This is a genomic window from Streptomyces sp. NPDC052299, assembly GCF_040679335.1.
In the GTDB taxonomy this organism is placed as follows: domain Bacteria; phylum Actinomycetota; class Actinomycetes; order Streptomycetales; family Streptomycetaceae; genus Streptomyces.
The window spans coordinates 1-13,020 of sequence record NZ_JBFAUP010000033.1; the positions used below are offsets into that span (position 1 = coordinate 1).

Here is a 13,020-nt window from a genome sequence, read left to right on the forward strand (position 1 = left end):
CCACACCGAACCCGGAAGGCCCTCACCCATTCAAGATCCCTCAGTCGAGACGTGCATCACCCGTCCACAACCTCCCGGGACAGAACACCTAGGGCTGGCCGGACGACTTCACATGTGCGTCCGCCCCGCACGAGACAGCGACGCCGCCACCAGCGCAGCGTGGTTCTGCCGACGAGGCTGGGAAGGACCATGACTGACCGCCAGCATGCGCTCAGAAGTGAAGAAGCAGACGCATGCACGCGGTCTGACTTTTGGCTTCGTCGATTGCTGAGGACAGCGTTTGTCGACCGGTTTCGGAGTCAGTTGGAGATCAACAGGCCCGTAATTGTCGAGCAGAAATGACGGCACCGGAGCGACTGCGGGCGCCTGACGGCCAGCCGCCCGCAAGGGCCGCTGGCCGCCGAAACACGTGGTGGCAGAAGCGAAACTCGGGCTGGCCCCTGGCGAGCCCCAGCTGATCAGGCGTTCAGATCCGCTTGAAGGATCTGCGCACTCCAGGTGTCCACCACGGGACTGCACCGGTAGAAGACGTTCGGCTGCACCGGGTCGCACGTCACCAGGAGAATGTCTCCCTGACCGAGCACAACGTTCTGCTTGGCCTGTGTGCAGCGACCTTTGCGATGCCGCGTGACCTCAAGGTGCAGTGGGTGCGGACCTGGGGGCAAGGGGATGAAACGGACCTTTCTCATACTGGTCCGATCGACGCTGCAGAGCTGGCGCCCACCTTCGGTAACCGACACCAGGCACCACTTGAGTGACATGCTGCGGGGCGGGTCACGCAGCTCCACCTGCAACAGCAGCCCGGTCCGGCCTCGGCGGCGGGCTCTGTGGATCAGATAGCGAGAGCGCCATTTCAACCGGCCCTCGAAGTCGCTATGTACCTGCACCGCAATGTCCCTCACCCTGCCCCCATCTGCCACCCCACCAAGTCCCCCAGACTGCCTCAGGCTGGCACGGACAGGTGAGATCCAGAAGAGCCACGACCGGCAGAGCGTGAGGGCTGAAGCCTGCCGGAGATCAACGGTGACACGGCCCCCACGCTCACGGGAAGTCAGCTGGCCTTGGCCGCCTCCTCCGTTCGTGCGCGAGTGCTGGCAAGGCGGTAGGAATCGGTGCCGGTCTCGATGATCGTGCCGTTGAACGTGAGGCGGTCGACGATGGCCGCGCAGAGATGGGGGTCGGTGAAGGTCTTGGTCCAGCCGCCGAAGGATTCGTTGGAGGCGATGGCGACGCTGTTCTTCTCCTCGCGCTCGGTCAGGACCTGGAAGAGAAGTTCGGCTCCGTGGCGGTCGAGTTCCATGTAGCCGAGCTCGTCGATGCACAAAAGATCAACGCGGCCGTAGCGGGCGATGGTCTTGTTGAGCTGCTTCTCGTCAGCGGCCTCGACCAGCTCGTTCACCAGCTTCGTGGCGAGCGTGTAGCGGACGCGGTAGCCCTTCATCGCAGCCTCGGTGCCCAAGGCGATGAGCATGTGGGACTTGCCGGTTCCGGAGTCGCCGATCAGGCAGAGTGACTGGCTCTTCTTCATTCCGGCGGCGTTCGCGTCATCGACTGCACCCTGCATTGCTGTGGCCAGCTCGGCAAGCACTGGTGGGGTCGCTCCCCTGGCAGGGGCGGTGCCTGGACGCCCAGACGCCGCTCCAACTCCGCCACCCGCACAGTCAACCGCTCATTCACCGCGGCAAGTTCAGCGGCCTGTGCCTCCGCGGCTCCGGCTCGCGCCTCCGCGGCCTCAACCTGCCGCTGGAGCAGCCCGATCACCGCGAGGAGATCCTCACGCGACGCAGACTCCAACCCCGACGACATGACCACGGATCCTGCCGCACCCACCCACCGCCTGTCACATCGTCATGACAGCGACGCTCGACCGGCCTTCTGAATGCTTACGATCACCAACACGGCAGTGACATGAACCCACCCCTGTGATAGCTTCGCAGAAAGCGCTTCCCATCAATCCGGCTAAATTCCACTTAAATTCCGGACAATTCTCGCCAAGAAGGGAAGAAACATGGGGTCCACAGAAGATCTGACCGTAGTGATCAATATAGCGAGCGAAATATTCGACACACAGGTCAGCGCTTCCGACAGTTTCTTCAACCTTGGCGGAAACTCACTCCTTGCCGTGCAGATGGCCACCCGACTCGAAGAATCCCTTCGGAGGGAAGTCGACATACTCGACCTCCTCGCCGCGGAGAACTTCAAAGAATTCACAGAAACAATCGACGGAGGAAGAACCGGGAAAGACTGAAACACATGCCCTCGGCGCCCACCCCGGTCCGCCCGAAAGGCTGATTTCTCATGTCGGTGCAGATCGAAGAAATTTACATCCCAGGGGCACGCGGCAATGTCTCGTCGTCACTCACCTGGGCACAGAGGGCCATGTGGGACACCCTGCAGAGTTTGAGGAATGATCAAGCACGGCTGAACACTCTCCTCACCATTCCGATTCCGCCAGAGGCGGGGGTACCGGAGGGGGTGAGGGCTCTGATTCAGCTGATCGAGGACTGCGAAACACTCAGAACCACTTACTGCGACACCGGTGACCAGCCGACCCAGACAGTCATATCCGACTATTCGACACAAATCGCGATCCATGACATGCCTCCTGGTGATGGAGTGCATGAAGTGACCGAAGAAATGCTCGCAAAACGGATGGACTACAGTTCGACCCCACCTGTCCAAGTGGCCTTCTTCGCCCAGAACAGGGCGCTCCACAGCGTTCACATCGTGGCCAGCCCCCTCGTGGCGGATGCGGCGGGAGGCGCTGTGCTGAGAGCGCGATATCTGCATAACCTGTCGCAGCGCCCGTCGATTCCGGCAGCTGCGCAGCCCCTTGAGCGCGTGGTTTACGAATCCTCGCAAGAAGGACGTGACGCAAATTCCAACGGAATAGCTCACTGGAAAAATCGCTTGTCGGGCCTTTCGTCTCCCCTGATACCACCTTCCAGTAAGGGCGGATCGAAGGACTCGCTCCCTCATTTCACACTCAGGTCCCAAGCCGTACTGTCCTCCGTCGATCGTTTTGCGGTACAGACCAGAAGCCTCAGGTCGGCAATATACTATGGCGTGCTGGCCCGACGCCTCTGCTCACGCTTCGATGTACCACAATGCATACTCCCAGTAATGTCGTCCAACAGGAACAATAATTCGACCGCCGACTACGCCGGAATATTGGCGCAGCGCAGCATCGCACTCTTCGACTCCACATCAGAAGATGGAATCGTGGGCAGCAGGTCCGCGAATCGGGAAATTCTCCGCTCGCTCCAGAACGGGGCATACGACCCGGTCGAGCGCAACTCGGTCGAGAAATCGATCGGCTCGCTCCGGGGGCACGATGCGGATGACTTCCTTTATCATGCGAACTTTCTGAGCGAGCCGCGGGAACTGGATGCGATGAGCCGCCTTCCCGCGAACGGCCGTCGCCACAGTTCCGCAGAACTGGAGGAAGATCCTCCGGTGAGCAGAAGCAATCTTCATTTCTGGATTCAATTTCTTGAAACACAGTCGGACGTACAGATCTCGATGTTCGCCAACCCATCGTGCTTCACGTCGACGGAAATACAAGATTTCCTGACGCTGCTGGAACGGGATCTCGCCACGCTGACGTGCGGCTGACTTCTGTCAGTCGGCGGGCGGGCTGTACACACGTCCGATCCGGCGGATCTCCTCCAGCGGGTAGGGGGTGCTCCTGCTCTCGTACCGAAGCCTGCGGTCGAAGTCCGACATCACTGTGGCGATCGGCGCGTACCGGGCAAGGATCGCTGCGGCCGCCTCGGGCACTCCCGTGGGGCGCTTGCCCTCCGCGAAAGCACGCACCAGCGCGCTGCGGCCCTCCCGGTCCTCCCGCTGATATCCGTACAGAGCGGTGACCAGCCAGTTCACCAGATACGTGGCGGTGTAACAGCGGTCGTAGGTCTGATGCCGGTCGAAGAAGCCGGTCTCGCCCTGCGACAGCTCGAACCGGGAGGAGACGGCAAGGCCGTAGTCCGTGAAGTAGAGGCGACGGCCGTCGGTCAGGATGTTCTCGAAGTGGGCGTCGAAGTGGAGGAGACCGCGGCTGTTCATGAACCCGGTCCCCTCCATCAGGCCCTTCTCCACCATGGCGAGGGCCCGGCAGGTGGCCTCGTCGCCCGATTCGACCTGCCCGCGCAGCCACTGGTGCAGGTTCTGCGGGACGTACTCCAGGAACAACGCGATGCTCGCCGACGACTGCCGCAGCGCCTCGATCCGGCGACGTACCTGCTCCCCGCCGCCCCAGTAGGCAACTGCCCTTTCGATGTCGGCCAGTTGCTCGGGCAAGGGCGTCGAGTCGGGCAAGACCCGCCAGTGGTACAGGAGTGGGAATCCCTCGTGCACCCCCTTGACCACCCAGTCCGTCGTCATGGTGTGCACAGCGAGCTCCCGCCAGGCCCCGAAACCCGGCCCGCCGATGCCGTACTGGCAGAAGACCGGTAGCCCGAACAGGTTCGCTGTGGACCGGTCGTTCTCCGGCCGCAGCTCCAGGTCGGTGAGCGGGACACGCTTCACGAAGACCGTGGTTCCGGCGACGTTCAGCAGAGCCGACTTCCCGCCGTGGCCGAAGCCGATCGGCGCAGCGGCGTCCACGAGCTCGCGCAACCCGCGCTCACCGCACAGAGCCAGCGAGGTGGAGACCATTCTGTGAGTGGTGAGCCGAGCGTCATGTGACATGCCCGGGAATCTCACTACTACCTCCGCCTGGGTTCCGCCGTCGATTCATCGGTGAACCCCGCGTATCTCTTGGCTTCGACAGCCCTCAGCCTTCCGATCTTTCGAACACCACGAAGCTCATGGGCGTTCCGGCCGAAAGGACATCAATGACGCTCAGTCCGTAGTGCTCCGCACATATGGCGTTGGTTATTGCCGCCGCGGCCTTGCCCGTTTCAGCCATGGCCCGACGACAGGCAAGACTGTTCGAGGTGACCTGCTCCGTCTGGGCGAGGCTGGAACGGTTGATTGTCGCCAGCAGCGGGACAGTGGCCGGATGATGATAGATCCTGGAGAACTCCGTAGCACCATTTGCGTTCTGGTCGGGAGCCGCGAGGACCATGTCCGGAAGGGTGGCTATGAACGCCTCGACCGCCTTGAGTTCAGGGTCGAAGAAGAAGGACCGGATCTCCGGATAGGCTCCGGCCACCAAAAAGGCGTCGTGCCTGCCAGCTTTCACGCTCTCCGCAGCCGATTCGAATGTCGGATATCCGATCAGAGCACTCGCCCGTCCTTCGCCGGCCCACTTCATTCCCGCGTCGACACTGCAGGTCAGACCGGCCGGGTCATCGGCCAGTGTAGCCGCGGACCTGTAATGCCCGGCACGGTTCGTCTCACCACGGAAGGCGGGTTCCGGAACGTCCGGCATGTGCATTCTGGTATGCAATTGCTTCACCGATCCCGAGGAGATGGTAACGGAGGGGGATGGACGCGTGCGGAGTCCACTGGTGTGGAAGCTGCCGCACCATTCTTCATGGCACCGTTCGATTCTCACGCAGACAGGTCGGCAGTCATTGCGATGGGGTCTCGAAATCCGCTATCACCCAGGTGGAGAATTCACGCCAGCTGTCGACGCCGCGCACGTGAACGGGGTGGTAGCGGTACGCTTCCACAGCATTCCTGTCCTTGAAGCCTCCGATGGCCGCGTAGTCATACGCTATATTCCGTTCGGCGACATTCCGTCCGCACTCCCATTGAAGTATTTCAGGAACATGATTCGGAAGATCATGAATTTCTGCCTCCGCATGGAGGAAGCGCGGATCGTCGTAGTCCACACCGTTGTGAAATTTGAAGAGCACAACATGCCGGATCATTTATTTTTCGCCCCTTGATCGTTTCGGGTCATTTGAATGGGAGTACCGGACAGCGATCGAGCTCTACGGTCGGCTCTCAGTTTTGGTTTCCGGAAGACAATCAATGACGGAGCGCTCCAATTCTCGGAGAAAATCTACGATGCCGTTCGATGTGAGTGTCGCCGTATCGGCTCGGAGAGTTATGTGGAAGTCCGACGGTGAACCGTGCGCGGCGAGATGGAACCGGTCGTTCTCCACGGGGGTTCCCTCGACGTACTCGTACCGGGACTCGTGCAGGAGACACGCCGCCTGAGACCTGGTGAGTCCCCTTGTGTCGGTCGGAGGAAGGGGATCTGCGGCATGCGTGGCAGCGGGCAGGCTGAGGTTCACCGTGCATGCCAGTCTCGCCCGGATCCCCTCGGGTCCATACGCTTTACTCATGGATTCGGCCAGGTGAACGGGGTCGCACTGCCCTCCGAGAGCGGCCAGCATCGCCGCGCGATGCGTATGGGCAATGAGCTCGCGAGGGGTCCTTCGGGACACGTCGATGGCCACCGGAACACCCTGGACCAGGGTTCCTGGATAGCGCATCGATGCAGGATCGTATCTGTGACTCGCGGCCATGATGAACCCGGTCATGCAATTCTGTGTTCTCTTCGCCACCAGCGCGGCTGCCATGGCGTGAATGACCGATGCGGTACTGACGCCCAATTCCAGAGACAATTCGAGCGATGCCGCACGCACGGCGACGGAGTGCATCGCGAACGTCTTGTAGCGAGGGCTCTCCGGCTGTTGAACGGGTTCCGGGAACGAGCTGTCCGGGAACTTGGCAAGCTCTTCCTCCCAGAGTCTGATTCCTTGGGCCGAACGCCGGAGTGATCTCGGTTCCCCTTCCATGCGTACACGGTCCACCGGATGTGCCATGTCATCGGCCGCCGCTCCTTCCGCGTCGACCGGGTGATCACCCACCAAGGATCGAAAATCTTCCAGAGCGAGTACCATCCCATGACAGTCCATGGCCATATGGAAAGCACAGAGAACGATAAATTTTGGAACGCCGCCTGAAGTCACGACCGCGGCGCGGAAGGAAATTTCGGGCGCCGTGAACGGGATGCTGTTGAACTCCGCCTCGATGATGCCGGCTGTCGATCGCGCGTCCTCCTCGGCGACATCACGTACCTCGACTCGCAGGTTTCCGCTGTCCAGAACCATTTGGTACGGCTGCTCATCGAGCGATACGGAGAATCTGCTGCGAAAGGTTTCATAGCGATTGAGGAGTACACCGAGGGAACGAGATATCGTGTCCAGGTCGCACTGCTCAGGAGTCTGGATGATGTGGCTGTCGTTCAGGTCTGCGTAGTACGGAGCGCGCGAAGAGACGGAGTTCCATATCCAGCGCTGCCCCCAAGTGAGTACGAAGGTTCCTGATCTGTTTCCACTAAATGGAATATTCAGGAAACGTGTCCGGTCGGTCGAGTACACGTCTTGCTCCTCTCTGTTCGGAATGGTGGAGGGCTCAGTAGTCAGAACCCGCGCAGGCCACCTCCGTCCACCGGAACCATGACGCCTGTGAGGTAGGACGCTGCGGGAGACATCAGGAACGCCGCCACCTTGCCGAACTCATCCGGAGTGCCGTATCGACGCAGCGGAATCTCTGCGGAGTTGCGCTCGCGGATTTCCGGGGCATCTCCGGTCAACGTATCTATTTCGCGGGCCCTTTCGGTGTAGATACGGTACGGAAGAAGGCCCACGACCCGGATCCCATGTGGGCCGACCTCGTTCGCCAGGGACTTGGCGAAACCCGCCAGGCCGGGGCGGAGAGCATTCGATATGGCGAGGCCCGGAATCGGCTCGTACACCGAACTGGAGAGAACGAGGGCGATCACACCCCCCTCGGGGAGCTGGTCCACCGCCGCCCGGGCAAGCCGTACCGAGCCGAGGAAGACCGAATCGATCGCCTCCCGCCATTGGGCTTCGGTGATGACGGCAGCAGCTCCCGGCAGTGGCCCTCCGGTACTGATCAACATCCCGTCGAAGCGCCCGAAATGGGAACGTGCCGTTGCTATCAGCCGCTCGGGCGTGGCGGGATCGGCGGTGTCCGCGGCGACTCCGACGGCACTGCTGCCGAGCCGGGCAGCCGATTCCGCGGCCCGCTCGCCGTCGCGCCCCGCGATGACGACTCGCGCGCCTTCGGCGACCAGCTCTCCGGCCGCGGCCAGCCCCAGGCCCCGCGACCCTCCGGTGACCACGAACGCCTTGTCCTTCAGTTCAAGATTCATGGCGATACTCCGCCGTGGCCCCGGTGGGCCGGGCCCCGGCGTTCTGCCCCTTCTCCGAGTACGAATATGTGGGACGGTCGGGGATACGCCGTCCCCTGCCTGCGGTACACCGGCACCAGGACGCTCCCGAGCCGTGTCAGGCGTGTCAGGCGTGTCAGCCGTGCCCACCTGGCCGATCGGCCGGCGAACGGTGATCGGACCAGGCCCGCCAGAGCGTCGCGTAACGACCGTCGATCGCGAGCAGGTCGTCGTGAGTTCCCTGTTCGGTGATGACGCCCTTGTGCATCACGAGAATGCGGTCGGCCGATCGCACCTGGGAGAGCCGGTGCGCCACGACCAATGCGGTCCGGCCCTCCATCGCCGCCTCGGCGGCTCTGTCCAACAGGTGTGCGCCCGCCGAACCGGCCTCCGCGGTCGCCTCGTCCAGGACGACGAACCAGGGATTCCTCAACACAATGCGGGTCAGGGCGAGTTGCTGTACCTGATCCGGCGTCAGTTGATGCCCGTGATCGCCGATGACCGTCTCCAGGCCGTCGGGGAGCGCCGCGACCCACCGGTCCGCCGACGTCATCGCCAGTGCGTCGCGGATCTCTTCGTCCGAGGCCGTCGGCCGCACCAGCGTGAGCGATTCCCGTACGCTGCCGGCGAAGACATGGATGTCCTGGGTCACCAGGAAGACACCTGAGCCGGAACCGGCCCGCTCGGGGCCGTACGGAAGCCCGCCCGCCGTCACCGTGCCATGGGTCGGCCGGAGCACGCCGGCGGCGATCGCGCCCAGCGTCGTCTTGCCGGCTCCGGTGGCGCCGACCAGGGCAATCCGCTCACCGGCCGCGATCCGCAGGTCGACATCGCGCAGGACCGGTCTGCCCGGCGCGTACTGATGGGTGATCCCCGAGAGAACGACCTCTCCCGGGCCGACCGCCGGGGCGGGATCCGACTCCGCCGGCATCGTGGCGATGCCCACCAGCCTGGCCAGCGCCGAGCCGACCGCCTGGAACTGGTCGAAAGTGAAGAGCAGTCCTCCTATGGGGGTGAAGAGACGGAGGAAATAGAGCGCCGCCGCGGTCACCGCGCCGACGCTGGTGAGGCCGTGCCGCACCAGGACGAACCCGAGACCGAGGACCGCCGCCAGCCCGAGAAACTCCGCCAGGTTGTTCCGGTTCAGGAAACGGAGCGTGAGCCGGTACACGGAGACGGAGACGTCCGCGGCCCGGCCGGAGGTGACCTCGATCCGCCGGCGCAGTGCGTCACCCGTCCCGAAGGCCCGCGCCGTCGGAGCGGCGTCGACTCCCACGAGGAGTGCCTCGGCGCGCTCTCCCTGCACGATCCGCTGCTCGCGGTACAAGCGCCCGGAGCGTGGCAGGAACCACCTCAGCCCGAGCACATAGAGCGGCGCCGACGCGAGCATGGCCAGGCCCAGTCGCCAGTCCAGGGCCAGCACGCCCGCGGAGGTGAACACCACCGTGACGGCCGAGCCCAGGACGATGGGAATGACGCCCTTCAGCCCTTCCGACACGGTCCGCACGTCGTCGGAGAGCCGCGAGAGCAGGTCTCCGGTGGAGGCCCGCTCGATCCGGTCCGCAGGAAGCCGCAACGCCCGGACGAGTACGCGCTCGCGCAGTTCGGCCAGGGCCGGCTCGCCCGCCCGCGCCAGCGCAACCGCCGACAGGCCTCCCAGCACCGCGGCCGCCACTGTCGCGAGAGCGATGATCAGCGCCGAGGAGAGGATGGTGTCGCGCCCTGCACGGATGTCATTGACCACGCTGCCCAGCACCCAGGGCGACACGACGCCGGCGGCGCTCGCCAGAACGATGGTGAGGGCCGCGGCCGCAGTCGCCCAGCGGTTCGCCCGGGCCATGCGGCCCAGGAAAGCGAAGGTCTCCCGGTGGGTCGCGATCGGCAGCAGGTCCTGGCTCATCGCAGCACCAGCTCCCGGTACCCGGGCCGGCCGAGCAGTTCCCGATGCGTGGCCTCCGCCACGACCCGACCGCCTTCCACGAGCACCACGCGCTCGGCCTGGGCCAGCAGGGCGGGACTCGTGGTGATGATCCAGGTGGTGCGGGTGCTCATGGCGCCGTGTCTCAGGGCCCGGATGCCGAGCGCGATGTCCTGTTCGGTGACCACGTCCACCGCGGTCGTCGGGTTGTCGAGAAGCAGGATCGGGGGGTCGGCCGCCAGGGCACGGGCCAACGCGATGCGCTGCCGCTGGCCACCGGAGTAGGTCGCACCGGAGGGGGTCACCGGCTGGTCCAGGCCCAGCTCGTCGAGGGCGACGATGTCCTGTGCCGCCGCCGCGCCGATGATGTCCGCCAGACCGGTGTCGCCGTACCGGCCGTCCGGATCGAGATTGCTGCGCAACGTGCCTTCCAGAATTTCGGTGTGATGGGGGTTCACCAGGCGGCGCTCGGCGCGGGCTCGGATGCTGAGGTCGCTTGACGCGACCCCGTCGAGGAGGACTTCGCCGGTCATTTCCTCGCCACGTGTCTCTCCGGCCAGCACGCCCGTCAGAGTGGCGACGACGGCCGGATCGTCCACGACGAGGCAGAGGAGTTCGCCGGGCCGGGAGGTGAGGGTGAATCCGTTCAGCGCGCCGGTGGTCACGTCCTTGAGTGAGATCACCGGTGCCGAGCCGCCCGGCGGTTCCGCGACGCCATCGGCCAGCAGCGGTGGCTTGTGCAGGAACTCGACGATGCGGGAGGCGGAGGCGTACGCGGACGCCACCTGCGCGCCGACCCGGCCGAGCGCCTGGACGGGCACCGCGAGGAACTGGGCGAGGCCGACGATGGCGACCAGTTGCCCGACCGTGATGGCTCCGTCCAGTGCCCGGTGGCCCGCGAGCAGGGTGACACCGGCCAGGAAGACTCCGCTGAGCCCGGTGGACATGCCCTCCAGGACCCCGGAGGAGCCGGCGAGCCGGATGCCCGCGGCCTTGGCGGTCTGGCTTCGTACCCGGTAGCGTGCGGCGGCCTCGTCCTCCGCGCTGATGCCCTTGATGACGCGCAGGCCGCGCACCAGGTCCGCCGCCGCGCCGCTGGTCTTGGCGATCTCGGTCTTCTGGTCGAGGTTGCGACGGGACAGTACGGGCGTGACGAACTGGATGACGGCCAGCACGATCGGCACACCGAGCAGTACGACGAGCCCGATCGCGATGTCGATGCGCAGCAGAATGACCGCGCTCACCAGCACCGCGACCGCCGAGGCGAACGTATAGCCCACGGACCGGGTGAACCCTCCGACGCTCGTCGCGTCGGCGGTGGCCAGGGAGAGGGTGGCGCCGGGCAGGGTGCCGGTCCGTGCGCCGAGGGGCCGAAGGACGTGGTGTGCGATCTCGCCCCGGAGCCGGTGGCTCTCCCCCTGGTCGATCCGGAACGCCTCGGCGGCACCGTAGCGGTACGTGAACATCAGCGAGGCGAAGACGAGGGCCAGCGCACCGGCCGCCCCGGCAAGGTCGACGACGCCACCGCCCGCCACCGCGTGGTCGATGCTCAGGCCCACCACCACGGACACCATCGCCTCGGACAGCTGCCAAGCGGCCAGCAGGACGAAGGAACGTGCCACGCCGGATCCGTTGCGACGGATCCCCCGGAGCAGCAGCCGCGAAGCGGAACCGGGGACCGGTTCCGTCCGCTCCGGCGCAGGACGAGTCGTCGCCTTCGCACGGCGTTCGGGCCGTGCGTCGGCCTGGACATCAGTGATGGATGCCTCTGATGCAGGGCTGTTCATATTGCTCCCGTCGGCTCACGCGTCGGACTCACCGCTTCTGCGCCCGCGCGGCGCCCGGACACGACCCTCCTCACAGCACTCGTCTCATCCAGCCGAAGCCGTCCTCCGCCCGGCCGTGCTGGATGTCCAGCAGGTGCTTTCGCATGGCCATCGTCTGTTTCCCGGGGGTGCCGTCGCCGATGACAAACTCGTAGCCGTCTGCCTTGAAGGCGACGACCGGTGTGACCACCACGGCCGTCCCGACGGCGAACACCTCGGTGATGGTGCCAGCCGCGGCTCCGCGGCGCAGCTCGTCCAGCGTGACCGTCCGTTCCACCGGGGCCAGGCCGAAGCCGGCGGCTAGGGTGAGAACACTGTCGCGGGTCACTCCGTCGAGGATCGTGCCCGACGCGGGTGTGATCAGCTCTCCGTCGGAGGTGACCAGGCACAGGTTCATCGTGCCTGATTCCTCCAGCGTCCCCTCCCCCGCGCTGTCCAGGTACAGGACCTGGTCGCAGCCGTGCTCCCGGGCATCGATCTCCGCGGCCAGCCCCGCCGCGTAGTTGGCACCGCACTTGGCCGCACCGGTCCCGCCCCTGGCCGCTCGGGCGTACTGATCGCTCACCCACAGAGTGATGCCATGGGAGTAGTAGGAGCCCGACGGGGTCGCGATCACCGCGTACACCACCTGCGTGGCGGGCCGGAGACCGAGGAACGGGTCGGCGGCGAACATGAAGGGGCGCAGATACAGGCTCCGCTCGCCGTCGGACGAGGGAACCCAGGACTCGTCCGCCCTGATCAGCCCCTCCACACCGGCGAGGAAGTCCGCTGCCGGCAGCTCAGGCAGTGCCAGGCGGCGGGCGGAGCGGGCGAAGCGGCGGGCGTTGGCCTCCGGCCGGAACAGCCAGACGCTGCCGTCGGCATGGCGGTACGCCTTCAGGCCTTCGAAGATCTCCTGCGCGTAGTGCAGGACAGCGGTCGCGGGGTGAAGGCTGAAGGGTTCGAGCGGGCGGATCCTGTGGTCGTGCCACCCGTCCTGCGCGGTCCATGCGGCCGATGCCATGTGGTCGGTGAAGTGCGAGCCGAACACGGGTTCCGCGAGAATCCTGGCGCGCTCGGACTCCGGCACCGGACGATCGGTCCGGGACAGTGCGAATCCGGCGCTCATGGCCTTCCTCCCGCGGGGGACGTACTGCTGGACGGATCGCTCTGCCCGGCCATGGTGGTGGTCTCGGGCCATG

The 13,020-nt window shown here is 65.1% G+C and carries 10 protein-coding genes and 1 pseudogene; 2 read left to right on the top strand and 9 right to left on the bottom strand.

Going from position 1 to position 13,020, the window contains the following annotated elements; all coding sequences use genetic code 11:
* Positions 1-1,051: 1,051 nt before the first annotated feature.
* Positions 1,052-1,528, bottom strand: a pseudogene (locus AB0L33_RS33495) (ATP-binding protein); the annotation flags it as partial.
* Between the two features lie 480 nt (positions 1,529-2,008).
* Between AB0L33_RS33495 and AB0L33_RS33500 the strand changes: the two are divergent.
* Positions 2,009-2,248 (top strand): phosphopantetheine-binding protein, encoded by a 240-nt coding sequence (locus AB0L33_RS33500; RefSeq protein WP_365687359.1) that lies wholly within the window; start codon positions 2,009-2,011, stop codon positions 2,246-2,248.
* A 50-nt stretch (positions 2,249-2,298) separates the two neighbouring features.
* Complete coding sequence (locus AB0L33_RS33505) at positions 2,299-3,615, top strand: hypothetical protein (RefSeq protein WP_365687360.1); 1,317 nt, start codon at positions 2,299-2,301, stop codon at positions 3,613-3,615.
* A 6-nt stretch (positions 3,616-3,621) separates the two neighbouring features.
* Here the strand turns inward: AB0L33_RS33505 and AB0L33_RS33510 are convergent, their stop codons facing one another.
* From AB0L33_RS33510 to AB0L33_RS33545, 8 genes are all read right to left on the bottom strand, one after another.
* Positions 3,622-4,689 carry a protein kinase family protein gene (locus AB0L33_RS33510; protein ID WP_365687361.1) on the bottom strand — a complete coding sequence of 356 codons (1,068 nt, stop codon included), beginning with the start codon at positions 4,687-4,689 and terminating at the stop codon, positions 3,622-3,624.
* 85 nt (positions 4,690-4,774) lie between these two features.
* A complete protein-coding gene (locus tag AB0L33_RS33515) occupies positions 4,775-5,401 on the bottom strand; it encodes a prephenate dehydratase domain-containing protein (protein WP_365687362.1) in 627 nt (208 codons plus the stop codon).
* Between the two features lie 115 nt (positions 5,402-5,516).
* Positions 5,517-5,819, bottom strand: coding sequence for a Dabb family protein (locus tag AB0L33_RS33520; protein ID WP_365687363.1), 303 nt, complete (start codon positions 5,817-5,819; stop codon positions 5,517-5,519).
* A 63-nt stretch (positions 5,820-5,882) separates the two neighbouring features.
* On the bottom strand, positions 5,883-7,280 hold the full coding sequence (locus tag AB0L33_RS33525; RefSeq protein ID WP_365687364.1) for a condensation domain-containing protein: 1,398 nt from the start codon (positions 7,278-7,280) through the stop codon (positions 5,883-5,885).
* Between the two features lie 41 nt (positions 7,281-7,321).
* The gene (locus tag AB0L33_RS33530) at positions 7,322-8,077 is read right to left on the bottom strand and encodes an SDR family oxidoreductase (protein ID WP_365687365.1); all 756 of its coding nucleotides are present in this window, start codon (positions 8,075-8,077) and stop codon (positions 7,322-7,324) included.
* 154 nt (positions 8,078-8,231) lie between these two features.
* Positions 8,232-9,995, bottom strand: a complete 1,764-nt coding sequence (locus AB0L33_RS33535) for an ABC transporter ATP-binding protein (protein WP_365687366.1) — start codon at positions 9,993-9,995, stop codon at positions 8,232-8,234.
* On the bottom strand, positions 9,992-11,635 hold the full coding sequence (locus AB0L33_RS33540; RefSeq protein WP_365687368.1) for an ABC transporter ATP-binding protein: 1,644 nt from the start codon (positions 11,633-11,635) through the stop codon (positions 9,992-9,994). The genes AB0L33_RS33535 and AB0L33_RS33540 overlap by 4 nt, the downstream gene beginning before the upstream one ends.
* A 235-nt stretch (positions 11,636-11,870) precedes the next feature.
* Positions 11,871-12,947 carry a branched-chain amino acid aminotransferase gene (locus AB0L33_RS33545; RefSeq protein WP_365687370.1) on the bottom strand — a complete coding sequence of 359 codons (1,077 nt, stop codon included), beginning with the start codon at positions 12,945-12,947 and terminating at the stop codon, positions 11,871-11,873.
* Between the last annotated feature and the right edge of the window lie 73 nt (positions 12,948-13,020).

What these genes read in the sequence shown, in the direction of transcription:
- AB0L33_RS33510 (WP_365687361.1), bottom strand. Translation starts at nt 4,689, where the DNA reads ATGTCACATGACGCTCGGCTCACCACTCACAGAATGGTCTCCACCTCG.
- AB0L33_RS33520 (WP_365687363.1), bottom strand. Translation starts at nt 5,819, where the DNA reads ATGATCCGGCATGTTGTGCTCTTCAAATTTCACAACGGTGTGGACTAC.
- AB0L33_RS33500 (WP_365687359.1), top strand. Translation starts at nt 2,009, where the DNA reads ATGGGGTCCACAGAAGATCTGACCGTAGTGATCAATATAGCGAGCGAA.
- AB0L33_RS33530 (WP_365687365.1), bottom strand. Translation starts at nt 8,077, where the DNA reads ATGAATCTTGAACTGAAGGACAAGGCGTTCGTGGTCACCGGAGGGTCG.
- AB0L33_RS33545 (WP_365687370.1), bottom strand. Translation starts at nt 12,947, where the DNA reads ATGAGCGCCGGATTCGCACTGTCCCGGACCGATCGTCCGGTGCCGGAG.
- AB0L33_RS33535 (WP_365687366.1), bottom strand. Translation starts at nt 9,995, where the DNA reads ATGAGCCAGGACCTGCTGCCGATCGCGACCCACCGGGAGACCTTCGCT.
- AB0L33_RS33505 (WP_365687360.1), top strand. Translation starts at nt 2,299, where the DNA reads ATGTCGGTGCAGATCGAAGAAATTTACATCCCAGGGGCACGCGGCAAT.